Genomic DNA, 24,110 nt, shown 5'->3' with positions numbered 1-24,110 from the left:
AATGTGTTCTCAATATGATTCCGAAAAAAGCTCCGACTTTCTCAATGACTTACGGCTATAGCCAGCGAAGCAGGAGACTAATCTGACAGTGCTTTGAGGCAAAAAATGGCATCGTTGCGTCGTGCCATATTCGCACCGGTGCGGAGTATGTTATGGACATCGACATGGCACGGATCTGGACCCTCACGGACGGCAAGGCAGGCGATGCGCTGCAATGCCTCGGCGTGGCCGAAGCAGTGATCGCGGAGGCGGGCGGCAGTGTCGTCGAATGCAAGGTCGCGCCGCGCATGCTCTATGAACTGGGGATGCCATGGTGCCTGCCGGATCCCGCCGACCTCAGGCAGTTCGCGCCCCCCTGGCCCGATGTCGCCATCGCCTCCGGCCGACGGGCCGTGACGTATCTGCGCTGGCTCAAGAAGCGCTCACCGCGCACCCTCACCGTGTTCCTCAAGGATCCGCGTACCGGCACCGGCGCGGCTGATTTCATCTGGGTGCCCGAGCATGACCGCCTGCGCGGCGACAATGTGCTCGCCACGCTGACCTCGCCGCACCGCCAGAGTCCGGAGGTGCTGGCGGCGGCACGGTCGAGCGCCCGCGCGGAACTCCTGGAACTGCCGCAGCCCCGCGTCGCGGTGCTGGCGGGGGGGCCCTCGAAGGACGTTCCCTTCGATGCGGAGGACATCGCCGGCTTCGTCGAGGCGCTGGCCGAGCTGGCTCGCAGCGGAGCCGGGCTGATGGTCACGCCGTCGCGCCGCACTCCGGAGGCCATGCAGCAGGCGATCGCCAAGGCGCTGGACGGTTACGATGCCTGGATCTGGGACGGGCAGGGCGCCAACCCCTATGCCGAGATGCTGGGGCTGGCTGATGCCTTCGTGGTGAGCGCCGATTCCACCAACATGCTCAGCGAGGCGGCCGCCACGGGCAAAACCATCCATGTCTTCATCCCCAAGGGGGTGCCGAAGAAGATCCTGCGCTTCATCGGAGGGCTGATGGAGCATGGGGCTGTGGTGAAGTTCACGGGGCATCTTGAAAATCGCCCCTATCAACCCATAGATTCAACACCCCTCATCGCGCAGGAAATCCTGGCGCGGCTATCCGCGCTTGCGCAATCTTGATTGGAACCGATATGACGACCCGTCACTCCAAGCTCATCATCCTCGGCTCGGGCCCGGCGGGCTATACGGCGGCGATCTATGCTGCGCGCGCCAATCTCTCGCCTCTGCTGATCTCGGGCATCCAGCCTGGCGGCCAGCTCACCATCACCACCGATGTCGAGAACTATCCCGGCTTCGCCGAGGTGATCCAGGGCCCCTGGCTGATGGAGGAGATGCGCAAGCAGGCCGAGCATATGGGCGCCGGCATCGTCTCCGACCATATTTCCAAGGTCGACCTGTCGCAGCGGCCCTTCCGCCTGGAGGGCGATCTCGGCGACGTCTACCTCGCCGATGCGCTTGTCATTGCCACCGGTGCCCAGGCCAAGTGGCTGGATATGCCGTCCGAGGAAAAGTTCCGCGGCTTCGGCGTCTCGGCCTGCGCCACCTGCGACGGCTTCTTTTTCCGCAACCGCAACGTCACCGTGGTCGGCGGCGGCAACACGGCCGTGGAAGAGGCGCTCTATCTGGCCAACATCGCCGCCAAGGTTACGGTCGTGCATCGCCGCGATCATTTCCGGGCCGAGAAGATCCTGCAGGACCGTCTGTTCAAGCATCCGAAGATCGAAGTGGTCTGGAACTCGGTGCTTGACGAGATCGGTGGCAACGATGTGCCGCTGGGCGTCACCCATGTCAGCCTGCGCGATGTCGAAACCGGCGTCGTGAGCCGCCACGATACGGACGGCGTCTTCATTGCCATCGGCCACAAGCCGGCGTCGGAACTGTTCGCTGGCCAGCTCGCCTTCAAGAATGGCGGCTATATCCAGACTGTTCCCGGGACGACAGCTACCAATGTGCCCGGCGTCTACGCTGCCGGTGACGTAGCCGACGATGTCTATCGCCAGGCCGTTACGGCAGCAGGCATGGGGTGCATGGCGGCCCTGGAAGCTGAGAAATGGCTGGCGTCCCAAGAAGTCCACAGGGAAGCGGCGGAATAAATCGTTTTCCGCCGTAAATTCGCCACCCATTTCAAACTTCTCTGCAATGATCATATACTCTCCGCAAACCGGTGTAAGAACCGGGGCGAGGGAGCGGCTTGAACTGGGGGCTTCATGGATTGGGATAAGCTCAAGGTCTTTCACGCGGCTGCGGAAGCGGGCAGCTTCACGCATGCCGGCGACGTCCTCGGGCTGTCGCAGTCGGCCGTGAGCCGCCAGGTCTCGGCGCTCGAAGGAGACCTGCGTACGCCCCTGTTCCACCGGCATGCGCGTGGCCTTATCCTCACAGAGCAGGGCGAGATGCTGTTCCGCACCACGCAGGACGTGATGCTGAAGCTCGAATCGGCCATGGGAGCCCTGACCGACAGCCGCGAGCGGCCGAATGGTGAACTGCGGATGACCACCACTGTGGGCCTCGGCACCTATTGGCTGACGCCGCGCATCGGCGAGTTCCTCGACCTTTATCCCGATATCCGCCTGAAGATGCTGCTCACCGAGCAGGAACTCGACCTCGGCATGCGCGAGGCGGACGTGGCGCTGCGCCTGCGCCAGCCCGAGCAGGGCGATCTGATTCAGCGCCGCCTGTTCACCGTGCATTTCCACATCTACGCGGCACCCGAATACATCAAGCGCTTCGGCCAGCCACGCTCGATCGAGGAGATCGACCGCCACCGCATCATCACCTTCGGCGGTACCGCGGGCAGCTTCATCCAGGAAATCAACTGGCTGAATACGGCCGGGCGAGATCCCAAGGACCCACGCGAACCGGTATTCGAGATCAACAATCTCGGCGGCGTGAAGACGGCGGTGGAGAAGGGCGTCGGCCTCGCCGTGCTGCCGGACTACCTGGTGGGACGTGATTCGACGCTCGTCCAGATCCTGACCGATGCGGAAATGCCGCAGCTCGAGACCTATTTCGTTTACCCAGAGGAAATGAAGAACCTCGCTCGGATCCAGGTTTTCAGGGACTTTCTCGTCAGCAAGGCCCAGCGCTGGGCCTTCTGAACCGGATAAATCGCTTCACCGTTCGGCAAGCGCCGGCATGGCGCATCTCGCTGCCCGCGTCAGCGCAAGGCGCGTTCAAGCATAAACGTTGCTCTACTCTAACTCTTTGTTTCGACGCGTCTTTGCGATTCTTGCCGATGCCGTCAAATCGCAAAACGGTTTGGCGGCATGCTTGTTTTTTGAGCGGCAAGGCTGCGCTTTTTCGCGGCAATTGCATCTATGCGCGGCACGCAGGGCGGGCATGTGAAAGAATGCGTTGCGGGGAGGAGCCGGCAAATATATCCTCTCAGTTGTCAGACGTTCGGGCCATCATCCTCCCGGTGGCGACCTTGAGCTTCTGACGTTCCCCTCTGGATGGTGACTTTTGGACTTTGTCCAAGCTACGGCCGGGTTCGTCCCGGCCGTCTTTTTTTGTTCACAATTCCGGATAGCGATAATCTGCGGCCTGTCTGCCTCCCGCTATTCTACATGACAACTACGTGACAACGATTGTACGTGGGCCCGGTTTCTTGGACAGACCGGCGCCGGCAAGACGCATGGCGGCGACGTCGGACTTGTAGGATTGCAGATCGCGCAGGGCTTTTCTCAACATGGCGCCGAGGTCGGCCTTCAGATAACGGAGCGCCGGCGCGGGATCGAGCCGCTTCACCACCAGAAAGATCGCAAGCGCAAAGACGAGATCCTGCTCGGACAGATAGCCTTGGCGCGAATAGCTCCAGCCGTCGGCATGGGCCTGCATGTTGAAGGCGCTGTTGGCGAGGAAGACGCCGAAGCCGAAATAGACGGCGGTGAGGTCGGTAAGATGCTCCTCTGCCTGCAGGCCGAGCGGCGGTGCGTCCGTTGTGCCCATCGCCAGCAGATGTTGCCCCAGTTCATGCGCCATGCTGGCGATGAAGGATTGCGGGTTAGCGAGGAGCTTGGCGGCGTAGGTGATTTGAGGCGTCGCGGGGCGGTCCCCGCCATGGGCCACCGCGGCCTGCGGGCCATGATGGATCATCGGCCCGCCGGTCTGCGCAGGCGGACTGTCTGTCTGCACCAGCGCGATCGCGATGTGGCCGAGGCCGCAATAGGCCTTTACCTGCTCGAACAATTTGAGAGCGAGGGCATGGCCTTCCAGGCCGTCGGCGGCGAAGAAGTCCTGCGAGGGCAGCACGAGCCGGGCCTCGGCGAAATGCGAGTGCTCGCCGTGGTTGCGGAGCAGCCACGCGAAATTGTCGAGATGCCAGCGCGCCGTCTCGGCATCCAGAAGGGGCTTGCGGCGAAAGGGCCACATGGCGGGCTCTCCTGTAGGGTCTCGACCCAGCTATGGCGCAAAACCATCCTCGAGGGAAAGCAGCACGGGTTGAATGTGCTCGTCGGGGCAATGCTATTGACAGCGCCGGCCTCACCCTGCCACTCCCACGCCATGGCTGACATCAAGACCCTTTTCGTGACCAAGCTCTACCGCGCCGAGCTCGACGAGGCCCAGGCCCCGCTTGCGGAGCTCGACGCCACCTGCCGCTCTCTCGCCGAGGATGACGAGGCCGGGCAGGTTTGGTGCCGCAAGCATGGCTATCCCGGCTACACCTCCTACGCCTCGCTCAACGACCTGCCCTGGCGCTTTCCGGCGATCAAGAAGCTGGTGAAGGCGCTCGATGCCCACGTGGCTGCTTTCGCGAGGGAACTCGAATTCGATCTCGGCCGCGAGAAGCTCAAGCTCGACGATATCTGGGTGAATGTGCTGCCGGAGGGCGGCGTGCATACCTCGCACATCCATCCACGCTCGGTGATCTCGGGCACCTATTACGTGGCCACACCCAAGGGCTCCAGCGCCCTCAAGCTGGAGGATCCGCGTCTCGGCCTGATGATGGCGGCGCCACCGCGCAAGGGCAAGGCCGCGCAGGAGCAGCGGTCGTTTGTCTATGAGGCGCCTCAGGCCGGCACGGTGCTGCTATGGGAGAGCTGGCTGCGCCACGAGGTGCCTATCAATCAAGGGCGCGAGGAGCGTATAAGCATCAGCTTCAACTACAGGTTGTAGAATCTGCCGCCGATTTTTTTCAATCTCCGGATGCATATATAATTCTGTTACAAGTTTCCTGATATATTGAGCCTGACGATCTCTGTTTGTATTCTCCGCAGATGAATAAGTCGGTGCTGCAACTTTCTCCTGAACACCTTCTCGAGCCTCCGTTTTCCCTCGGCGCGGTAAGGGATTCCGTAAGGTTGATGACCTCGCGACGCTTCAGTCAGGCCGAGCGCATCTGGCTTCTGCGCTCGCTGCTGGCGCCTGCGGCTTCGGTACGCTGGAGCGCTTTTATCGGCAAGCTCTATGAGCGGTACGCCCACGCGGCGCCCAACACCGCGGTTCTTTCGCGCCCCCTGCGCAATTTCGGCATTCGTGGCCTGTCGCCGGGCCGGCGCGTCGGCCTGATGTGCTGCCACCATGCGATGATGGAGCAGATTTTCCGACCGGATTTTCTCTCCCGCATCTATACCAACTCGTTCATCGACCTTGCCGTCCTGGAATCGAAGGGCGTGCATTTCCGCATCGGCCTGTGCAATTCGGGCCGACTGACCATGCCGCGCGAGGGCGAGCTGGTCTTCTTCTTCCAGAACATCGATACGGGCGCCTACCTCGCCAAGAAGAGCGTGTTCCTTAGCATGGTGAAAGGAGAGCCGCTGCTCGTCATCGGTGGCGTACAGGGCAGTCCGGGCGCCAAGACCTCGATCATCGCGGCAACGCGGAAAATGCATGGGCTTCGGCCGAAGGATGCCGTGCTGCTTGCCGTGCGGGCCTTTGCCTACGATATCGGCATTCAGGAAGTGCAGGCTGTCTCCAATGCCACACATGTGATCACGGCCGACAATCGCCAGCGCAAATTCAGCGATTATGACGATTACTGGGTCGAGCGTGGCGCCACGCCGGCGCAGCCCTATGGCTTCCGCATGCCCGCCCGGATCGAGGAGATCGAAGGCGGAAAGGGGCGCGACGAACTCAAGCGCCAGATCGTCACGACCGTGGACAGCGCCGTCGCAGGGTGGCTTCGCTCCGAATAGCGCTGTTTCAGCCCATTCGGTTCGGCTCGCCCAGAGCGCATTAACTTCCGATCGACTCACCAGGAATCGGAAATACCGACGAGTTAGGTAGTGGGCTCCACTCCCGTCTGAACGCTTTTTGCTTTAATATTGCTTACGGCGTTGACGAACGCACCCGCGAGAAAAATGCCGAGCAAGCTCTCGACTGCCGTGATAAGGCGAGCAGTTGCGGTCATCGGCAGAATATCGCCAAAGCCCGTCGTAGTAATCGCGGATATACTGAAGTATACCATTCGTGTTGCACGATCGTACCAAAATTGATGTGGCGCGTGCCCGAGCTGCTCCTCCGAGACGGCGATAAGTAGGTCGTTTGCCTCTGGCGTTATGTCTACCATCGCTTGAAACCCTTGCTTTGTGATTTCAAGATCCTTGTAACGATCCGACAAAATCTCACGATCACAACTTGACATGTCACCTTGGGGTATAGCATGAACGGTGTGCGGGATCTGTCCGCTGGATGCCGACATCTGTATGTCCAGTACAACCGTGCGCTTGTAAAAGGTGGAGTTTCTTTCGCTTTTTCCGCATTTATCTTGAATGGCTGCCCACTCTCTCTCGCTGTCGGCGTCTTCATAATAGTAGTAGTAAATTGAAAAACGTATTTCATCAAAGCCGTAATTGAAGTTATAAGCATGGCTGCTATCGACGAAAATATTCCCGGGAGAGCTTGGATATCTCTCTATGTTGAAATCTTTGTTTAATATTTCCTCTAGTCTTTTCTTGTGTTCGACTGTGGCAGGCTCGTATAATATGCTGGAATGATAGAAATCCTCGTCTGGCATGTAATAATAAACTATTGAAAAGGACAGCAAAGTTAAGATATAAATGACACCTATGCCAAAAGGTTGTTGCAGGGTGTTTTTAAGATTGAGAGCCGTGGGCATGTTTTATTCTCCCGCTCGGTTGTCGAATCTACGGGAATTCGGTTCCATGCAATCGGATTTTGCTTTGGAGGGCCGCTTCCAAGAACGGACAAGGCGTCCGCGCTCCAAGGTCAATACGTCGCGCGTCCCCCTGAGGCATCGAACACTGCGCCGGTGGCAAAGGAGCATTCTTCGCTGGCGAGCCAGGTGATCATCGCCACGATCTCGTCCACCTTGCCGAAGCGGCCCATCGGGATCTTGGAGAGCATGAAGTCGATATGGGCCTGCGCCACCTGCTTGAGAATGGGCGTTTCCACTGTGGCGGGAGCAATGACGTTGGCGGTGACGCCGGTCTTCGCCAGTTCCTTGCCGAGCGCCTTTGTAAAACCGATCACCGCCGCCTTGGACGCCGAATAGGCCGAGGCGGTCGGATTTCCCTCCTTGCCGGCGATGGAGGCCAGGTTGACGATGCGGCCGTAGCCGCGTTTCTTCATCAGGGCGGCGACATAGCGGTTGGCATAGAATAGCCCATGGACATTGATGTCGAAGATGCGCTTCCACTCGTCGATCGGGTAGTCGATCACCGCCGCGTTGCGCCCGGCAATGCCGGCCGAGCAGATCAGGGCGTCGATCTGGCCGAGATGCTGCTCGGAGGTCTTGGCCGCCGTCTCGACCGCACCAGGGTTGGTGACGTCGACGACGATGCCGAAAGTACCCGCGCCGATCTGGGCCTTGGCGCTGTCGATGCGTCCGGCGTCGACGTCCCAGATCAGCACCCTGCCGCCCTCGACGGCGATCCTCCGGGCGCTTGCAAGGCCGAGGCCCGAAGCCCCGCCTGTGATCACGACACAGCGTCCCTTGAAGCGGCCGACATAGGGAGTCATGGCAACACGATCTCCAGTTACACGGATGTCGGGTGGTATCCTATGTCAGCACTGCGCTGCCGCAAGCCGTAAGTTGGCTGAGGGTTCGCTCATGGAGGCTGGACGTGCATCCTCCTCGCGAGCGCAGCGAAGCAATCCAGGGGCAGCAAACGCCGCCCTTTGGCCCCCTGGATTGCTTCGCCAGCCAATCCAAGAGGATTGGCGAGCTTGCACTGACGGCGTTCCTGTCGCCTTTTTTGGGCTTCGTCACACTATTTGAGTCAGGTTCTGCAGAGGCGGGCGCGAACGAAGGCCGGGTTTGAAGACCCGCCCCTCAGGGCGCTCAGCTGCGGACCAGGTCCTCTGCTGCGAGGTCGAGCAGGCGGTTCATGGCGCCGCGCGCACCGGCGGTGTCGCGGAAGCGGATGGCGTCGAGCACCGCCTTGTGCACCGAGAGGGTGCGGGCCTGGTCTTCCATCAGGCTGGTGGTGAGCATGAAGGTTGCCTTCAGGGCCGTTTCGATCGTGCCGATCAGGCTGCGCAGTACGATGTTGTGGCTGGCGGCGATCACACCGCGGTGGAAGGCGAGATCCGCTTCGCAACAGGCGTCGAGATCGTGGGGGATGGAAGATTCCATGCCCAGATAGGCGGCCTCGATCTCGGCGAGATCGGCTGCGCTGCCGCGGCGGGCCGCCAGTTCCGCTGCGGCCGGCTCGATGATCCGGCGCGCTTCCATCAGGCTCGCCACCAGTTCGCGGTCATGGCTGAGGTCGGGATGCCAGGACAGCACGGCTGGGTCCAGCATGCGCCATTCCTCGCGCTGGCGCACCTTGACGCCGATGCGCGGCCGTGTCTCGAGCAGGCCCTTGGCCGAGAGCACCTTGATCGCCTCCCGCACCGAGGTGCGGCTGATGCCGAAGGAGGTGGCGAGTTCGTCCTCGCGCGGCAGGGTGTCGCCTGGCCGGTAGCGCCCGCCCAGCACCCAGCCGCCCAGCGTCCGCACCACGCTGTCATGCACCTTGCCGCCCTCGGCCAGAGCGTTGGAGAGAACGGGGAGAAGGGCCTCGCTGTGGCTGGCCATGGATTGCTTCCTTGTCACGGCTCTTTGCTTAGAGCGTTTTACTTTCAGATCGAATCACCAAGAATCGCAAAACGCTTTTGGTGCCAATAAGTTAATTTCGTAATCCACTCCTGCCTGAACGCATTTTGCTCTAGCGGCGCCGGTAGACGCCCGCCAGAATATTGTCGAACAGCACGGCGGTGAGCAGGATCATGCCGAGCACGAACATCTGGTAGAAGGACTGGATGCCAAGCAGATCCATCACGTTCTGGGCCATGCCGAGAATGAGCACGCCCACAATCACCCCCGAGATCGTGGCGCGGCCACCGGCCAGCGACACGCCGCCCAGCACGCAGGCCGAAATCACCGTCAGTTCGAGGCCGATGCTGCTGCCGGGCTGGCCCGAAGTGATGCGCGAGGCCGAGAGAACGCCGGCTATGGCGCACATCAGACCCTGGATGGTGAAGATGGCGATGCGGGTCCATTCCACATTGACGCCGGCCAGGCGCGAGGCATCCGGGTTGCCGCCGATCGCCAGCACGTTGCGGCCGAAAACGGTACGGTTGAGGATGAAGCCGAACGCGATGAAGCTGAGCAGGGTGACCCAGATCGGCAGCGGCACCTGATTGAAGGGCGACGGCAGAAAGGTGAATTTGGTGAGCCCGATGACATTGAAGCCTTCGTCGCTGACCCCGATCGCCCGGCCATTGCCGGAGATGTAGGCGAAGCTGCGGATGATCTGCATGGTCGCCAGCGTGGCGATCAGGGCGTTGATCTTGAGCTTGGCGATCAGCACGCCGTTGAGCACGCCGACGATGCTCCCGCAGATCAGGGCTATCACGATGCCCAGCAGGATGCTGTGCGTGAGATTGGTGCCGATCACCACCATCATCCCGCAGAAGGCGACATTCGAACCGACGGAAAGGTCGAAATCGCGAGAGGCCAGGCACAGCATCATGCTGCCCGCCACCAGACCCGACGTGCTGACGAGATTGAGCAGGCCGATCATGTTGCGGCTGGAACCGAAGGCCGGCACCAGGATCCAGATGATGGGGAAGGTGATGACGAAGAGGACGACGAGGCCGAGTTCGCGCAGCACGGTGATGAGGTTGCGATTCATGAAGCGGCCTCTTGTGAAACAATGTCTTGCCGAACCGAGGAGGCCGGCAGGGCGGCTTCGAGGATGCGATGCTCATTGAAGGCGCCGCGCCGGAATTCCTCGACAATGCTCCCCTGGCGCATCACCAGGATGCGGTCGCAGACGCCCATCACTTCCGGGAGGTCAGAGGAGACGACGCCGATGGCGACGCCTCGGGCGGCGAGGTCGTAGAGGATGGCGTAGATCTCGGCCTTCGCGCCGACATCGATGCCGCGGGTGGGCTCGTCGACCAGCAGCACCTTCAATTCGTTCTCGGCGAGCCAGCGCGCCAGGATCGTCTTTTGCTGGTTGCCGCCCGAGAGGTTGACGATGTTCTGGCGGATGGACGGCGTCCTTACCCGCAATTTCTGCACGTAGTCCTCGGCAACCGCCTTCTCCTTGGCGCGCGAGAGCAGGCCGAAGGGCGAGAAATTGCGGCGGGTGGAGATCACGATGTTCTCGGCCACAGACTGTCCCTGGACGATGCCGTCGGCCTTGCGATCCTCCGGGCAGAACATGGCGCCTATGGTGATAGAGCGCTTGGGGGCTCGGGCCGGGGCGGGCTTGCCGTCGACGCTGACGCTGCCGCTCCAGATCGGATCGGCACCGTAGACGAGGCGGAAGAGCTCGCTGCGGCCGGCGCCGATCAGGCCGAACAGCCCGAGGATCTCGCCCGCCTTGATGTCGAAGCTTGCGGGCCGGGGAAGGCGCCGGCCGGTGACGCTGTCGACCGCCAGCCGCGTGTGCCCCTGTTCGCGTCCGCGCCAGCCCCAGATATCGGCTATCTCCCGGCCTACCATGGCCCTGACGATGTCGTCGCGCGTGACGCCGGCCATGCTCTCGGCATGGAAAGCAAATTTGCCGTCGCGCAGGATGGTGCAGCCATCGCAGAGGCGGAAGATCTCATCGAGCCGGTGCGAGACATAGACAATGATCTTGCCCTGGGCACGAAGTTTGTCGACCAACGCGAACAGCACCTCGCTCTCGGCCGAGGAGAGGGAGGAGGTGGGTTCGTCCAGCGCGATGACCTTGGCCTCGAACATGATGGCCTTGGCGATCTCCACCATCTGGCGCTGGCCGATGGAGAGGCTGGCGATCTTGGCGCGGCTGTCGATGCCGCCGCCCACTTCCTCCAGCGCCTTGCGGGCGTGGGCATGCAGTTCCCGGAAGGAGACGAAGCCGCCCCTGTTGGGGAAACGGCCGAGGGTGAGGTTCTCGCCGACCGAAAGCTCCGGCACGAGCTGCAGTTCCTGATGCACCACGGCGATGCCGGCCGTCATGGCGCCCATCACCGAGGTGTAGTTCTGTTGCTGCCCCTCGAGCAAGATCGTGCCCGTATCGGGCGTGATGTCGCCGCCGAGGATCTTGATCAAGGTCGACTTGCCGGCTCCGTTCTCGCCCAGCAGCCCATGCACGCTGCCGCCGGGCACCGAGAAGGAGACATTCTGCAAGGCCTTCACGCCGGGAAAGCTCTTGGAGATATCGGTAAAGGCGAGGGACTGGGTCATGGGGGCCTGCACGGGTAGCGGACGTCTCGTTCCTGGGACCGCAGGCGTCTCGCCTGCTCTTGGAAACAATGCGGTTCAAGAAGCAGGCAAGATGCCTGCGATTGTCTATTTCAATCCCATCGTGCAAGCCTAGCTTTTGGATGCCTCCAGCTCGGTGGCCGCCGAGCTGGAGGCGGGAGGGGACGGGTCGTGCCTGCGATAATCGAAGGACTGACTTAGGAGTCTGACCACCCCTCTCTTTTCCATGAGGCCTGAACGGATACCGGCATTGCTCCGGAGACAAGCAGAGGACTTGGAAAAGATGACGAGCAGCCTAGCACACAATGTCGGCACCGACATCGGCAAGGATCATTTGGATGTGGCTGTCCACCCGGCAGGCCTCATCAAGCGCTTTGCCAACACCCAGGCGGGCCATCGCGCCCTGCTTGCCTGGCTTTCTTCCTGGACTGTCGAGCGTGTGGTGTTCGAAGCAACGGGGGCCTATCATCGCGCCTTCGAACGCGCGCTCAACCAGGCCGGCCTGCCGGCCGTCAAGCTCAACCCGCGCCAGGCCCGACGCTTTGCCGAAGGTATTGGCAGGCTGGCCAAGACCGATCGCATCGATGCCATGACCCTGGCCCGCTATGGCCAGGCCGTCCAGCCCGAGCCGACCCTCATCGTCAGCCAGGCCCTTGAGGAGATGAAGCAATTGGCCGCGGCGCGGGACGCCCTGATGAAGATCAAAGTGGCAACCCAGACCCGCCAGCAAACCGCCGAACTCCCCCTGATCAAGCGCCAACTCGCCAAGACACTGGCTCTGACCCAAGCGCAGATAAACGCCATCGACGAGGAGATCGCCAGGCGGGCCGACAAGGATCCCGCCTTCAAGCGCAGAGCCGAAATCCTCGACTCCATCCCCGCCGTGGCACCCATCACAGCTCACGCCATGCTCATCCACATGCCTGAACTGGGCACCCTGTCTCCCCCTCAAGCCGCAAGCCTGGCCGGCCTCGCCCCTGTCCCACGCGACAGCGGCAGCAAAAATGGCAAGCGCTTCATTCGCGGGGGAAGAGCCCTTCTGCGACGAGCCCTCTATATGCCCATGGTCGCCGCTATCCGATGGAACCCCGACCTCGCCGCTAAATACCAGGCCATGGTCGCCGCCGGAAAACCCAAAAAAATCGCCATCGTCGCCATCATGCGCAAGCTCATCATCCTCGCTAACGCCCTCTTGCGAGATAATCGGATTTGGACGCCTAAAGCTGCTTGACCGAATACGGATACTCCCAGGGAAGGCTCACTCGATCCCCAGGCTCTTCCTCACGTCGTGATAGTCGTCGCGCTTGGCCAGCACGCCGGAGGTCTGCACCGAAGCCGGCGGGGCCTTGCCGTTGACCACCCAGTCATAGAGGTTGAGCGAGGTCTCGTAGCCGTGGCGCTTGGGCGAGATGATCACCGTGGCGAAGAAGCCCGTGGGCTGGGATTTCTTGAACTCGTTGATGGCCGAGTCGGCGCCGCCGATGCCCACCGCGATCATGGAGTCGGGTGTGATGTTGACGGCCTCCGAGGCGCGCGCCGCGCCGAGGGCGGCCTCGTCGTTCAGGCCGGCCGCCACCCAATGGGTGATGTCGGGATGGGCATTGAGCACGGTGGTGGAGGCGTTGAGCGCCGATTCCGTGTCGGTCTTGGCCTGGGGCGCGTCAAAGACGTTGGCTGCGGGCAGGCCGGCCGCCTCCAGCACCTTGGTGGCGCCATCGACGCGGTCCTTGGCGGTGGGCAACTGGTCATAGGAGACGTGGATCATGCCCACCGTCTTCAGGTCCCAGCCGCGCTTCTTGGCCTCGTCGACGATGGCCTGGCCGACCTGCTCGCCGATCTTGGAGGCGGAAATGCCCATATGAGGCACGTCCGACAGGGGCTTGCCTTCACCGTCGACGAGCTGGTCGTCCACCGTCATCAGCTTGAGGTTGTTGGCCTTGGCGCGCGCGACGAGCGCCGGGCCGAGCTTGACGTCCGGCGTGCAGATCACCAGTCCCTTGGCGCCCTGCGCGCCGAGATTGTCGATGGCGGCGAGCGCCTTTTCGCCGTCCTCGGCGCCGATCTTCACCACGGTGAAGCCCTTTTCCTTGGCGGCCTGGTCGGCGAATTTCCACTCGTCCTGGAACCAGGGTTCTTCCGGCTGCTTCACCACGAAGCCGAGCTTGACGTCATCGGCGCGGGCGGGCGTGAGGGCCGTCGTGGTCAGGGCGGCGACGGCAAAGCCGATGACCGCGGCAGTCTTGAACAAGCTTTTCATTGTGTTTCCTCCTTGGATCCTTGTGCGCGCTCTGCGCATCAAGCGTTTTGAGGCGTTACGGCCCGCATTTCGTCATTCGTGGTACAGCACTGACCGCCCGCCATCGATTACGATGCAGGCGGCGTTGATGAAGGGTGCCTCGTCGGAGGCCAGGAACAGGGCGGTCATCGCCACTTCCTCCGGCCGGCCGATGCGCTTGGGTGGATGCAGGTCATAGGCGCGCTGCCGCTCGGCCGCCGGGTCCTCGAAGGTGTTCCAGTAGTCGACCGCGATCGGCGTCTCGACATAGCCCGGGGCGATGGCGTTCACCCTGATGTTCTCGGCCGCATACTGGATGCCGAGCGCCCTCGTGAGGCCGAGCAAGCCGTGCTTGGCGACCGGGTAGGGGAAGCAATTGGGGATGATCGAGAAAGAGTGGCTGGAGGCGATATTGACGATGGCGCCGCCCTTGCGGGCGATAAGATGCGGCAGCACGGCTTTCGACACCGTCCACACGCCTTCCAGATCGACCGCAAAGCAGCGCTGCCACTCCTCCTGCGAGGTTTCGAGCGGTTCGTGGAAGACGTTGATGCCGGCATTGTTGACGAGGATGTCGATCGGGCCGAGTTGATCCTGGGCCGCCTCCACCATGGCCATGACCTCGTCGGGCTTCGTCACATCGGTCTTGTAGAAGGCGGCGCGCCCGCCCAGCAGCGACAGGCGCTCCGCCACGGCGCGGCCGGTCTTCTCATTGGTCTCGGCGATCATCACCGCCGCGCCTTCGCGATGGAAGGCAATGGCGGTGGCTTCACCGATGCCCTGGCCGGCGCCCGTGATGATTGCAACCTTGCCCTGGAGCCTGCCCGCCATCTCACCAATCCACGATGGTGCCGTCGTCTAGGACGGCGTTGAGGGTGTGGATCACTTCCGGTGCGTAGGGATGACGCGCGCATTCGGCCTCGTCCACCACGATGCCGAGGCCGGGCTTGTCGGGCACCTGCCAGAAACCGTCGACAAGGCGGATCGGCCCTTGCACCACGTCGAAATACCAGGGCACTGCACCGACCATTTCCTCCTGGATGACGTGGTTGGGCGTCGACACTGCGAAATGCAAGGCAGCGACGCCGGCGATCGGCCCGAGCGGATTGTGCGGGGCAACGCCGATGCCGACGGTCTCGGCCATGGCGGCGATCTTCTTGGCCTCGCCGAGGCCCCCGCAGTGGCAGATATCGGGCTGGACGATATCCACGGCCCGCGCGCGGAACAGCTCGTCGAACTCGCTGCGCTCCACCAGGCGCTCGCCGGTCGCCAGCGGCACCTTGGTGCGGGCGGCGATGCCGACAAGGCCAAGCGTCTCGCCGGGCGGCAGCGGCTCCTCCACGAACATCGGCCGGCCGGGTTCGAGCGCCTCGATATAGGCGAGGGCGGCGGTGACCGAGGCGGGGCGGCCGTGGAAGTCGACCATGATTTCGATTTCCTCGCCCACGGCCGATCGCAGCGCGCCCATCAGCCGTTCGAGCTTGCGGATTTCGGGCAGGCAGGCGTGGAAATGGGTGTAAGGGATGAACACCGCCTTGAAAGCCTTGTAGCCTTTCTCCACCACCTCGCGGGCGCGTTCGACCAGTGGCGCCTCGTCCATGGATTCATAGACGGCGCGCATGTCGCCGAGGCCCAGATGGGTGTAGACACGCACCTTGTCGCGTACCTTGCCCCCGAGCAGGCGCCACACCGGCACGTCCAGGTGCTTGCCCAGAATGTCCCACAGCGCGATCTCGATGCCGGAAACCGCGCTCATGCCGATGGCGCCGAGCCGCCAGAACGACTGGCGCTTCATGGCACGCACGGCCTGCTCGATGTCGCGCGGGTCGCGGCCGATGATCAGCGGCGTCAGGTCCTGGATCGCGCCGACGACGGCATGCGTCTTCCATTCAAGGGTCGCTTCGCCCCAGCCATGGAGCCCCGGCTCGTCCGTCTCGATCTTGACGAAGACCCAGTTGCGCATTTCCGCGTTCACCACGCGGGTCTGGACGGCGGTGATTTTCAATGCAGCTTCCCTGGTGCGTCGACTTCTTAATTATCGTATGATTGATCACATAAATCACAACGGTACCGCTAGGCAAGTGGCTACCGACCTTTAATGAAAGCCACTCAGTTAAATTCTTTCGCGATCTGGGTCGAACGATAAGTGCCTATTCATATGATTGACAGTTTTAATTATCGTACTATTAAATCGAGTCATAGTCCGGCTTGTCATGCCGGCAACAATCGGCAAGGCCGAGACGGCGCGAAAAAACCGCTGCCGCACAAGGGATGGAGAGCCATATGTCCAAGGTATTTGATCGCCTGCCCGGATTCGATGCCCTCAATCGCCGCGAACTGATGGCCCTGGGCGGCGGAGCAGCGCTCGCGACGGCATTTCCAGGCCTCGCCCGTGCCGACGGTCCCTCGGTCACGCTCTGGCACGGCTGGACCGGAGCCGACAACACCACAGCGCTCAACGGTGTCATCGATATCTTCAACAAGGCCGGCGCGGGTGCGCAGGTCCAGCCCACGGGTTATGACTGGGATACGCTATTCAGCAAATGGGTGGTCTCGGCGGCTGCGGGCAAGGCGCCGGATCTGGTGCTGTTCCACATCACCGAACTGCCGCAGTTCGCCTCCAAGGGCATGCTGCGGCCGATCGAAGATGTCATCGCCGCGACCAAGCTCGATTTGACGGCTGTGCCTGATGCTGGCCGCCAGGCCGTGACCTATGACGGCAAGCTCTATGCCGTGCCACTCGATGTGCACCCGCTGGCACTCTACTACAATGTCGACATGGTCAAGGAAGCCGGGCTCGATCCGGAGAAGCCGCCGAAGACGGGCGACGAATTCCTCGAATGGGCCAAGAAGCTCACGGTGAAGGACGCCTCGGGCAAGGTCACCCGCTACGGCTTCGAGCTGCCCAACACCTGGGCGACGGCGCGCTGGACCTGGTTCAGCCTGATCTATCAGTACGGCGGCACGTTCCTGGACGACAAGGGGCTCGCGGCCGTCGACAGCGAAGCCTCGCGCAAGGCGATGCAGTTCCTGGTCGACCTCATCAAGGTGTATGGCGTCACCAATCCGGAGGTCGGCGGCAACAAGGGCGAGGATGCCTTTGCCTCCAAGCAGGTGGCGATGAAGTTCATCGGCCCCTGGGAGGTCAATCTGCGCCTCGCCCAGAAGATGAACTTCATGACGGCGCCGCTCCCGGTGATCGGCCAGAAACCGGCCGCCTGGGCCAACGCTCACTGCATGTCCATCTCCAGGCAGCGCAGCGATGCCAATGTCGGCCCCGACGGCATCTTCATGAAGTGGTTCTTCGACAATTTTGCCGTGCCCGCCACCACGGTCGGCATCATCCCGCAGAACAAGGCGGCCCGCGAGAGCAAGGATTTCACCGCTACGGCGCAATACTCCTACTACAAGGCCTTCATCGAAGAGCTGCCCTATGTCGTCTTCGAGCCTTTGATCCCGCAATATCTCTCGGTGTTCTCCTTCGACAAGCCGACGCCGCTGGTCACCAATCTGCAGGCTGCGCTGAGCGGTTCCAAGAGCGTGGACCAGGCTCTCAAGGACATGAAGGAAGGTCTCGACACCCAGCTTTCAAAGAAGGGCTGACGAGCTGGAATGGCATCGACGGCGGATACAGCGGTGGAACCCTTGGCCGGACCGCGCACGATCGCGGTTGGCGGGGCGCCCCTCATCGTGCCCTATCTCTTCCTCACGCCCTATCTCGTGATTTTCGCCCTCTTCATGCTGATCCCCACGGTCGCCGCCGTGGTGATCAGCTTCATGCACTGGGACATTCTCGGCACGCCCGAGTGGATCGGCCTCGACAATTACCGCCAGATCTTCGCTGATCCACTGTTCATCCAGGCCATCGTCAACACTTTCTACTTCGTCGTCCTGACGGCGATACCGATGGTTGTGCTCGGCCTTCTTCTCGCGGTGCTGCTCGACCAGAAGCTCAAGGGCACCGCGCTGGTGCGCACCATTGTGTTCCTGCCCTATGTCGTGATGGTTTCCACGGTGGGCATTCTCTGGAGCTGGCTGTTCGACAAGGGTACCGGGCTGATCAACTATTATCTGAGCCAGCTCGGCCTCGATGCCATTGCCTGGCTCAAGGACATCCACTGGTCGATGCCGGCGCTCGCGATCACCACGATCTGGTGGACCGTGAACACCAACATGATCATCTTCCTTGCCGCTCTGCAGGATATTCCTGACGAGATCCTTGACGCCGCCAAGGTGGACGGGGCAGGGGCCCTCGCGCGCTTCTGGCACATCACCTTGCCGTTGCTGCGGCCGGCCATGGCACTGGTCACCGCGCTCACCATCATCAGTGGCTGGCGCGTCTTCGGCCAGGCCTATGTGATGACTCAGGGCGGGCCCGAGGCGAGCACCTTCGTCATCGTGCAATATATCTACCTGACCGCCTTCCAGAATTTCGAGATGGGGCCTGCCGCGGCCGCGGGTGTCATCCTGCTTCTGCTCACGCTGGTCTTCTCGCTGGCTCAGATGAAATTGATGCGAGCGATCTGATGCAGGGCAATCCCTTCAGTCGCGCAGCGTGGAAGCCCGCCGAATTCGGGGGGCGTGCCGGCCTCTACATTCTGCTCGTCGTTGTCGCCGTGCTTTGGGGCGCGCCGCTGATGTGGATGATCGTCACCTCGATCAAGCCGGAGAGCGAGATCTACGCCTATCCGCCGAAATGGTGGCCGGATGCACCGACGCTGGAGGCCTATGGCGCCGTGTTCCAGCGCTTCCCGATGCTGGATTGGTTCCGCAACTCCACCGTCGTCGCCACCATCACCACACTGCTGACACTCGCCATCGATGCGCTCGCGGCCTATCCGTTGGCGCGGATGGACTTCAGGGGCCGGCGCGCGATCATGAGCGTGATCTTCGCCACCTTCCTGCTGCCCTATGAATTACTGTTTGTTCCGCTCTTCCTCGGCCTCAACAGTTTCGGCCTGGTCGACAGCTGGTTCAGCCTGTCGGTGCCCGCTTCCGCCAACGCCTTCGGCGTCTTCCTGCTGACGCAATTCTTCCAGGCCGTGCCGAAGGAGTTGGAGGAGGCAGCCGTGCTCGACGGCTGCAGCCGGCTCGGCTTTTTCCTTCGCATCCTCCTGCCGCTGACCAAACCAGGCCTGGCGACCGTGGCCATCTTCACCTTCGTGGCCAGCTGGAACAATTTCTTCTGGCCGTTGATCGCCACCAATTCCGACGAGACGCGCACCCTTCCGGTGGGCCTCGCGACCCTGGTCGGCGGGGCAGGCATGTCGATGAAGCAGAGCGTGCTGATGGCCTCCTCCGTGGTGGCCACGCTGCCGACCGCCCTGTTCTTCCTGGTGATGCAGCGTCACTTCGTCCGAGGTATTGCCGCGACAGGCGTGAAAGGCTGAGAACCTCGGGGCAGCAGGCTCTTCCCAGCGCGCGGGGCGCAGACTAGGTTGCCGCTACAGGCGAGTCCGGGGGCTTGCAGGCGGGGGGGCAGCATGCTGACGAGGCGCGATCTCATTACCATTGCCGTTGCGCTCATCGCATCCATCGCCACCGGCCTGATCACCTATACGGGCGGCTCGCATCTCCTGGTCTTTGTCGTCGGCGCTATTGCGCTCGGCGGGCTGGCGGCGACCATCGGCGATTGCACCGATCATCTCGGGCGCTATCTCAGCTCGGCGGCCACAGGCATCGTGCAATCGGCGGTCGGCAATCTGCCCGAACTCTGCGTTGCGATCTTCGCGTTGAAGGCCGGTTTGATCACCGTGGTGCAGGCTTCGCTGATCGGTTCCATCCTTGGCAACAGCCTGCTGGTGCTCGGCCTCGCGTTTCTGGCGGGCTGCTCCCGCCACCGTATTCTCAATTTCGATCCCAGCCGTCCGCGCATGATCGCTGGAGCGCTGTTGCTGGCCGTTGCCGCCCTGCTGCTGCCGACGCTCGCCTCCGAACTGCATATGCCGGCGGGCGGGCATGAGGACAAGCTGGCACTCGTCTGCGCGGGCGTGCTGCTCATTGTCTTCCTGATCTCGGTCAAGGTGATGCTCCAAGGCTCCGACCGCACCCTGCCCGAGGAGGCGCACGAGGCCGAGTCTGGCTGGCCGCTCTGGCTGGCACTCGGCATCCTCATCGTCGCCAGCCTTGCGGCGGTTATCGTATCCGACTGGTTCGTCGAGGCGCTGACGCCGTCCATCAAGACGCTCGGCATTTCCGAAGCCTTCGCAGGCCTCGTCATCGTCGCCATCGTCGGCAATGCGGTGGAATATGTGGTCGGCATCCAGCTCGCCTGGCGCAACAAGGCGGACCTTGCCGTCAGCGTGATCATGAACGCCTCGCTGCAGGTGGCGCTGGCGCTGATTCCCGTGCTGGTCTTCGTCAGCTATTTTCTCGGCGGCACGCCCTTCACCCTGGTGATCTCGCCCATGCTGGCCGTAGCCTTGATGCTGACAGCGATCATCGGCGTGGTGGTCACGGCCGACGGACAGGCGGACATGGTCGATGGGGCCGCGTTGACCGGGCTCTATGTGGTGATCGCCGCGATCTTCTGGTGGGGGTGAATGGAGTGGCGGTCTCCGACCGCCACATCGACTCTTGCCGATGTGGCGGGGCCATTCTCGGGTGTGCCGACCTCCAGGTCGGCACGGCGGCGCTGCATGTTGGGATAGAGTGCCGATGAGGGGATCGGCACACCAAGCTTACGCCGAGAACCATGCCTTTTCGGCCGCGCGTTGGTCGCACATGTCGTAGCGGGGATGCGGAGCCACGCCGGCGATCTTCTTGGCATAGCCGTCGAGATAATCGCTGACCGCGTAGCAGATCATGCCGCCATCGTCGTGGATCAGCGTCTGCGCCTGATTGTACATGTCCCGGCGCTTGGCTTCGTCTTCCTCGACACGGGCGGCGATGACCAGCTTGTCGAAGTCGGGACGCTTCCAGTGGGTGTCGTTCCAGGCCGCGTCGGAGAGATACGTCTGGGAAAGCTGCAGGTCGATGGCCGGCCGGTCCCCCCAATAGACGGCGCAGAACGGATCCTTCAGCCAGACATTCGACCAGTAGCCATCGCCCGAGACACGGGTGACGGTGAGGTCGATGCCTGCCTGCTTCATGGCTTCCTGGTAAAGGACGCCTGCATCCGTCGCACCGGAGTAGGCACCCTCCGAGACCTTGAGTTCGATCTTCGGAGAACCCGCCTTCTTGTAGTGGAACATCGCCTTGTCGGGATCGTACGGCGTCTGCGGCAGATCCTTGTCGAAATAAGGATTCATCGGACTGATCGTCGTGTCATTGCCGATGGTGGCGTAGCCCATATAGACGGTGTCTACGATCTTCTTGCGATCGATGCCGTATTTGAGCGCCCAGCGCAGGTCGACATTGTCGTAGGGCGCCGTATCGCAGAGGGCGACGAAGCAATAGCGGTTGCCGGTGCCCTTCGACTGGACGAGCTGGGTGTCGGGCGAAGCGGTGACGATGTCCACCGTCTTGGGATCGATGCGGTTGATGGCGTCGACCTGCCCGGCGAGCAGGGCCTGCATGCGGGCGGTGGCGTCGGGGATATATTGCAGTTCCACGCCGTCGAAATTGCCGCAGCCTTCCTTCCAGTAATGACCGGAGTTCTGCGTCACCACGCGTACGCCCGGCTCGAAGCTGACCAGCTTGTAGGCGCCGGTGCCGTCGGGCTTGGAGAAGTCCGTGAAACCGTTGGGAATGCCGAGAATATGATAGTCGGTGAGGTTGTAGGGCAGGTTGATATTGCCCGCGCTCAGCGTGATCTGGATCTGGTTGGGGCTGAGCTTCTTCATCTCCGAGATGCCGCTCAGCAGGTCCTTGGCGGCCGACTTGGTGTCGCCGCGATGCAGGTTGATCGAATAGATGATGTCGTCGGCATCGAGCGTCTTGCCTGAATGGAAGGTCACGCCCTTGCGGACATTGAAGATCCATTCGACGGCGCCGGGCTTGGATTCCCAGCTCTCCAGCAATTCGCCCACGGCCTTGCCGTGCGAGTCGATCTCAACGAGGCCGTTCCAGATCTGGTAGCCATAGTTCAGCGGGATCGAGTCCGCAAAGTTGCGCGGGTCGAGGCTATCGGAGGCTGAGCCGCCTTCCATGCCAATCCGGAAGGTGCCCCCCTTCTTGGGCGCATCGGCAGCGCTCGCCCGCCCACCGAGGACACCGAAGGCGCCGAAGCCGAGGCCCAGCGCCGCCGCGCCCTTCATCAGTTCGCGGCGATCCACGATGAGGCGCGAGGCATTCTGCGGATTTGTCTTGTCTGTCATGAAAGCGGTTCCCTGCGACGTTCCTGGATGGGGCATGCATCTTACGCTGCGCAACTTTTACCCGAGGCAGCATGGTGTTTCGCTCTCCGCAAGACGAGTAAGCCAGAAGCGACGGCCTTTGCGGCTAGGACGACGTTCGTGCCGATTTCGTGAGGCCAGGCAGGTGAACTGCAGGTGTTCTGATTCCCACAAGGCGCGCAGCCACTATCTCCCGCATCCGTTTCCCAAGGGATTGACTGTTTCAGAAGCATTGGAAAACGAGGCCGGAAGTCCAGCCCCGTTCAATCTCGATGCCGTTCGCGCCCAAAGCGTTTTGCGATTTCACGGTATCGGCATGAATCGCAAAGACGCGTTGAATCAAGGAGTTAGAGAAAAGCAGCGTTTGCGTGTAAGCGCGCTTTGCTCTAGGGGCAGGGGTGCCTCAACCCGTCATTGCCCAGATAGGTGCCGGTGGCGGCGTTGTAGGACCTGAAGCGGGCGGCGCAGGAACCGCCGGCATGATAGCGATGGTGGCTGAGCGCGCTGCCGAGGATGGCGCCGACTGCGAGGCCCGCAACGCCGGCCGCCACTGCATCGCCGTCATCGTAGCCGTCGTAATCGTTATAGCCATAATAGCCGTAGCGTCGGCCGTATCCGCGTCCGCCCCAACCTTAACGACGTCTGGCCCAGCCATTGTGGCGACCGGCGAAGCCGAAATTGCGATGGGCGCGGAATCCGCCCAAGGCGCGCCCCTGCCGGATCAAGGCGCGGTTGCGCGCCTCGGCGGGCGGAGCAGTAACCATGCCGCCGGCAAGGGTGGCTGCCGCCATTATGCTTGCAAGTATCTTTTTCATGATAAATCTTACTCCATGAACAAAATGGTTAAGTACTGAAAGGAACAACGCGTCCGAGGTAGCATTGTTTCCCAAAAGGCATGAGTGATCACGAGGACGTGTTGAACGACCGATAGCAGCATTGTGGACTGCGATGGCCGGAGGGCCGGTAGGGAAAGGTATCCTATTACTGGCAGAAGCGGCTGGTTCCATTGCTGCCACGGGGCTCAAGATCCATGTGCCAATGCGTGTCGTGAGCGGGATCGGCGCCCGGACCAAGAGCGGTATGGAAATAGCCGCAGGCACCGGCACGCACGGCGCGGTCGAAATCCCGGTCGCGCTGGTCGGTTGGGCTGCCAACCTTGTAGAGGCGCCCGTCGCCGAGGCGGAATTGGGCGATATCGATGGCGAGACCCTGGCCGTGGGCGCTGAGTTTGGCGCCGGCGACATTGTTGCGCGGCCGGCATTCCAGGCCCGGCCCTGTGCCGATGGCCGTGATGGGTTGGCCATAGCTACCTTTGGCGAGTGGCACCATGAACTGACTGAGGAAGTCCGCAAAAGTCTCGGCCGTGCTGCAGGCGATCACAGGCTTGTCCGGAAAGTCGACATGCATGCCTGGGGAAGCCAGCGCTGTCAGCGTCACCGGCTGGTCCACCGTGCAGCGTGGATCGGGCAGCGTGGCGGGCGTGGCGGCCTCGGCGACCACGCCGCGATCGCGCAGGCGCTGGAGGCAATCAGGGCCGCTGGCTCCGGAGGGCGTCGGCGAAGGCGCCGGGGCAGAAGGGGGCGGCGGGGTCGTCTCCACCGGCTTTGCGGGCGACGCCTCCGGCGTGGTGGCCGCTGGCGGATGGTCGATCGCAGGGCGTGGCAGCGGCAACGGGACCGTCTGCGTCGCGGGAGCGATCGCATGACGCGGCTTGCGTGCCTGGGCAACCATAACGGCCATCGAGTTGCTCGTCACGAGAGCGATGATCAGCACGGTGCAGTAACGGGCTTTCGTCAATCCTGTCTCCCCTGTGGCCTGTCGTGAACACAGGATTTCTCTTCCGGTTCCCGCAGGGCAGCTCTGGCGCGAGCGGGCCTCCTGCTGCTATAGGCGGCAGGAATGCACGCCGAGCACCCGGCGGTTCAAGAAATCGGATCAAG

Annotated in this window: 23 protein-coding genes; 10 read left to right on the top strand and 13 right to left on the bottom strand. The window is 62.3% G+C overall.

The window, feature by feature from the left end; translation table 11 throughout:
* Positions 1-152: 152 nt before the first annotated feature.
* From ACMDCR_RS22090 to ACMDCR_RS22080, 3 genes are all read left to right on the top strand, one after another.
* A complete protein-coding gene (locus ACMDCR_RS22090) occupies positions 153-1,115 on the top strand; it encodes a mitochondrial fission ELM1 family protein (protein WP_413988687.1) in 963 nt (320 codons plus the stop codon).
* An 11-nt stretch (positions 1,116-1,126) separates the two neighbouring features.
* Positions 1,127-2,089 carry a thioredoxin-disulfide reductase gene (gene trxB / locus ACMDCR_RS22085; RefSeq protein ID WP_413988686.1) on the top strand — a complete coding sequence of 321 codons (963 nt, stop codon included), beginning with the start codon at positions 1,127-1,129 and terminating at the stop codon, positions 2,087-2,089.
* A gap of 114 nt (positions 2,090-2,203) precedes the next feature.
* Positions 2,204-3,094, top strand: coding sequence for a LysR family transcriptional regulator (locus ACMDCR_RS22080; protein ID WP_413988685.1), 891 nt, complete (start codon positions 2,204-2,206; stop codon positions 3,092-3,094).
* Positions 3,095-3,569: 475 nt separating this feature from the next.
* On the opposite strand, the gene ACMDCR_RS22075 is transcribed toward ACMDCR_RS22080, so the two are convergent.
* Entirely contained in the window at positions 3,570-4,367 is a 798-nt protein-coding gene (locus tag ACMDCR_RS22075) for a hypothetical protein (protein WP_413988684.1), read from the bottom strand.
* Between the two features lie 132 nt (positions 4,368-4,499).
* On the opposite strand from ACMDCR_RS22075, the gene ACMDCR_RS22070 reads away from it, so the two are divergent.
* Complete coding sequence (locus ACMDCR_RS22070; RefSeq protein ID WP_413988683.1) at positions 4,500-5,111, top strand: TIGR02466 family protein; 612 nt, start codon at positions 4,500-4,502, stop codon at positions 5,109-5,111.
* A gap of 188 nt (positions 5,112-5,299) precedes the next feature.
* On the top strand, positions 5,300-6,130 hold the full coding sequence (locus ACMDCR_RS22065; protein WP_413988682.1) for a DUF535 family protein: 831 nt from the start codon (positions 5,300-5,302) through the stop codon (positions 6,128-6,130).
* An 83-nt stretch (positions 6,131-6,213) separates the two neighbouring features.
* Here the strand turns inward: ACMDCR_RS22065 and ACMDCR_RS22060 are convergent, their stop codons facing one another.
* The 5 genes from ACMDCR_RS22060 to araG all read right to left on the bottom strand — a co-directional run bounded on the left by ACMDCR_RS22060 (position 6,214) and on the right by araG (position 11,601).
* Complete coding sequence (locus tag ACMDCR_RS22060; RefSeq protein WP_413988681.1) at positions 6,214-7,053, bottom strand: potassium channel family protein; 840 nt, start codon at positions 7,051-7,053, stop codon at positions 6,214-6,216.
* 110 nt (positions 7,054-7,163) lie between these two features.
* Complete coding sequence (locus tag ACMDCR_RS22055; RefSeq protein WP_413988680.1) at positions 7,164-7,916, bottom strand: SDR family NAD(P)-dependent oxidoreductase; 753 nt, start codon at positions 7,914-7,916, stop codon at positions 7,164-7,166.
* A gap of 322 nt (positions 7,917-8,238) precedes the next feature.
* On the bottom strand, positions 8,239-8,976 hold the full coding sequence (locus ACMDCR_RS22050; RefSeq protein WP_413988679.1) for a FadR/GntR family transcriptional regulator: 738 nt from the start codon (positions 8,974-8,976) through the stop codon (positions 8,239-8,241).
* A gap of 130 nt (positions 8,977-9,106) precedes the next feature.
* A complete protein-coding gene (araH, locus tag ACMDCR_RS22045) occupies positions 9,107-10,075 on the bottom strand; it encodes an L-arabinose ABC transporter permease AraH (protein ID WP_413988678.1) in 969 nt (322 codons plus the stop codon).
* Positions 10,072-11,601 (bottom strand): L-arabinose ABC transporter ATP-binding protein AraG, encoded by a 1,530-nt coding sequence (gene araG / locus ACMDCR_RS22040; protein ID WP_413988677.1) that lies wholly within the window; start codon positions 11,599-11,601, stop codon positions 10,072-10,074. Before araG ends, araH begins: the two co-directional genes overlap by 4 nt.
* Before the next feature lie 301 nt (positions 11,602-11,902).
* Between araG and ACMDCR_RS22035 the strand changes: the two genes are divergently transcribed.
* Positions 11,903-12,850, top strand: a complete 948-nt coding sequence (locus ACMDCR_RS22035) for an IS110 family transposase (RefSeq protein WP_413987661.1) — start codon at positions 11,903-11,905, stop codon at positions 12,848-12,850.
* A gap of 27 nt (positions 12,851-12,877) precedes the next feature.
* On the opposite strand, the gene ACMDCR_RS22030 is transcribed toward ACMDCR_RS22035, so the two are convergent.
* From ACMDCR_RS22030 to dgoD, 3 genes are all read right to left on the bottom strand, one after another.
* Entirely contained in the window at positions 12,878-13,876 is a 999-nt protein-coding gene (locus tag ACMDCR_RS22030; protein ID WP_413988676.1) for an arabinose ABC transporter substrate-binding protein, read from the bottom strand.
* A gap of 72 nt (positions 13,877-13,948) precedes the next feature.
* On the bottom strand, positions 13,949-14,725 hold the full coding sequence (locus ACMDCR_RS22025; RefSeq protein WP_413988675.1) for an SDR family oxidoreductase: 777 nt from the start codon (positions 14,723-14,725) through the stop codon (positions 13,949-13,951).
* A 1-nt stretch (position 14,726) separates the two neighbouring features.
* Positions 14,727-15,899: a galactonate dehydratase gene (gene dgoD / locus ACMDCR_RS22020; protein ID WP_413988674.1), complete on the bottom strand. Its 1,173-nt coding sequence runs from the start codon at positions 15,897-15,899 to the stop codon at positions 14,727-14,729.
* A gap of 278 nt (positions 15,900-16,177) precedes the next feature.
* Between dgoD and ACMDCR_RS22015 the strand changes: the two genes are divergently transcribed.
* From ACMDCR_RS22015 to ACMDCR_RS22000, 4 genes are all read left to right on the top strand, one after another.
* Complete coding sequence (locus ACMDCR_RS22015) at positions 16,178-17,497, top strand: ABC transporter substrate-binding protein (protein WP_413988673.1); 1,320 nt, start codon at positions 16,178-16,180, stop codon at positions 17,495-17,497.
* Positions 17,498-17,530: 33 nt separating this feature from the next.
* Positions 17,531-18,421 carry a carbohydrate ABC transporter permease gene (locus tag ACMDCR_RS22010; protein WP_413988672.1) on the top strand — a complete coding sequence of 297 codons (891 nt, stop codon included), beginning with the start codon at positions 17,531-17,533 and terminating at the stop codon, positions 18,419-18,421.
* A complete protein-coding gene (locus ACMDCR_RS22005) occupies positions 18,421-19,284 on the top strand; it encodes a carbohydrate ABC transporter permease (RefSeq protein WP_413988671.1) in 864 nt (287 codons plus the stop codon). Before ACMDCR_RS22010 ends, ACMDCR_RS22005 begins: the two co-directional genes overlap by 1 nt.
* Positions 19,285-19,377: 93 nt before the next feature.
* Positions 19,378-20,436 (top strand): calcium:proton antiporter, encoded by a 1,059-nt coding sequence (locus tag ACMDCR_RS22000; RefSeq protein WP_413988670.1) that lies wholly within the window; start codon positions 19,378-19,380, stop codon positions 20,434-20,436.
* Between the two features lie 138 nt (positions 20,437-20,574).
* Here the strand turns inward: ACMDCR_RS22000 and ACMDCR_RS21995 are convergent, their stop codons facing one another.
* The 4 genes from ACMDCR_RS21995 to ACMDCR_RS21980 form a co-directional block, all read right to left on the bottom strand.
* Positions 20,575-22,152 carry an ABC transporter substrate-binding protein gene (locus tag ACMDCR_RS21995; protein ID WP_413988669.1) on the bottom strand — a complete coding sequence of 526 codons (1,578 nt, stop codon included), beginning with the start codon at positions 22,150-22,152 and terminating at the stop codon, positions 20,575-20,577.
* A gap of 404 nt (positions 22,153-22,556) precedes the next feature.
* Positions 22,557-22,721, bottom strand: coding sequence for a BA14K family protein (locus ACMDCR_RS21990; RefSeq protein ID WP_413988668.1), 165 nt, complete (start codon positions 22,719-22,721; stop codon positions 22,557-22,559).
* 81 nt (positions 22,722-22,802) lie between these two features.
* On the bottom strand, positions 22,803-22,985 hold the full coding sequence (locus tag ACMDCR_RS21985; RefSeq protein ID WP_413988667.1) for a hypothetical protein: 183 nt from the start codon (positions 22,983-22,985) through the stop codon (positions 22,803-22,805).
* A gap of 166 nt (positions 22,986-23,151) precedes the next feature.
* Entirely contained in the window at positions 23,152-23,967 is an 816-nt protein-coding gene (locus tag ACMDCR_RS21980; RefSeq protein ID WP_413988666.1) for an extensin family protein, read from the bottom strand.
* Positions 23,968-24,110 lie beyond the last annotated feature (143 nt).

It is taken from the genome of Labrys okinawensis, assembly GCF_047345005.1.
GTDB classification, from domain to species: domain Bacteria; phylum Pseudomonadota; class Alphaproteobacteria; order Rhizobiales; family Labraceae; genus Labrys; species Labrys okinawensis.
The sequence above is the reverse complement of the archived record's forward strand: the minus strand, read 5'-3'. Positions and strand labels throughout refer to the sequence as shown.

What these genes read in the sequence shown, in the direction of transcription:
- ACMDCR_RS22035 (WP_413987661.1), top strand. Translation starts at nt 11,903, where the DNA reads ATGACGAGCAGCCTAGCACACAATGTCGGCACCGACATCGGCAAGGAT.
- ACMDCR_RS22090 (WP_413988687.1), top strand. Translation starts at nt 153, where the DNA reads ATGGACATCGACATGGCACGGATCTGGACCCTCACGGACGGCAAGGCA.
- ACMDCR_RS22030 (WP_413988676.1), bottom strand. Translation starts at nt 13,876, where the DNA reads ATGAAAAGCTTGTTCAAGACTGCCGCGGTCATCGGCTTTGCCGTCGCC.
- trxB (WP_413988686.1), top strand. Translation starts at nt 1,127, where the DNA reads ATGACGACCCGTCACTCCAAGCTCATCATCCTCGGCTCGGGCCCGGCG.
- ACMDCR_RS22065 (WP_413988682.1), top strand. Translation starts at nt 5,300, where the DNA reads ATGACCTCGCGACGCTTCAGTCAGGCCGAGCGCATCTGGCTTCTGCGC.
- ACMDCR_RS22000 (WP_413988670.1), top strand. Translation starts at nt 19,378, where the DNA reads ATGCTGACGAGGCGCGATCTCATTACCATTGCCGTTGCGCTCATCGCA.
- ACMDCR_RS21985 (WP_413988667.1), bottom strand. Translation starts at nt 22,985, where the DNA reads ATGAAAAAGATACTTGCAAGCATAATGGCGGCAGCCACCCTTGCCGGC.
- ACMDCR_RS22025 (WP_413988675.1), bottom strand. Translation starts at nt 14,725, where the DNA reads ATGGCGGGCAGGCTCCAGGGCAAGGTTGCAATCATCACGGGCGCCGGC.
- ACMDCR_RS22050 (WP_413988679.1), bottom strand. Translation starts at nt 8,976, where the DNA reads ATGGCCAGCCACAGCGAGGCCCTTCTCCCCGTTCTCTCCAACGCTCTG.
- ACMDCR_RS21995 (WP_413988669.1), bottom strand. Translation starts at nt 22,152, where the DNA reads ATGACAGACAAGACAAATCCGCAGAATGCCTCGCGCCTCATCGTGGAT.
- araH (WP_413988678.1), bottom strand. Translation starts at nt 10,075, where the DNA reads ATGAATCGCAACCTCATCACCGTGCTGCGCGAACTCGGCCTCGTCGTC.
- ACMDCR_RS22070 (WP_413988683.1), top strand. Translation starts at nt 4,500, where the DNA reads ATGGCTGACATCAAGACCCTTTTCGTGACCAAGCTCTACCGCGCCGAG.
- ACMDCR_RS22015 (WP_413988673.1), top strand. Translation starts at nt 16,178, where the DNA reads ATGTCCAAGGTATTTGATCGCCTGCCCGGATTCGATGCCCTCAATCGC.
- ACMDCR_RS22005 (WP_413988671.1), top strand. Translation starts at nt 18,421, where the DNA reads ATGCAGGGCAATCCCTTCAGTCGCGCAGCGTGGAAGCCCGCCGAATTC.
- ACMDCR_RS22060 (WP_413988681.1), bottom strand. Translation starts at nt 7,053, where the DNA reads ATGCCCACGGCTCTCAATCTTAAAAACACCCTGCAACAACCTTTTGGC.
- araG (WP_413988677.1), bottom strand. Translation starts at nt 11,601, where the DNA reads ATGACCCAGTCCCTCGCCTTTACCGATATCTCCAAGAGCTTTCCCGGC.
- ACMDCR_RS22080 (WP_413988685.1), top strand. Translation starts at nt 2,204, where the DNA reads ATGGATTGGGATAAGCTCAAGGTCTTTCACGCGGCTGCGGAAGCGGGC.
- ACMDCR_RS22055 (WP_413988680.1), bottom strand. Translation starts at nt 7,916, where the DNA reads ATGACTCCCTATGTCGGCCGCTTCAAGGGACGCTGTGTCGTGATCACA.
- ACMDCR_RS22075 (WP_413988684.1), bottom strand. Translation starts at nt 4,367, where the DNA reads ATGTGGCCCTTTCGCCGCAAGCCCCTTCTGGATGCCGAGACGGCGCGC.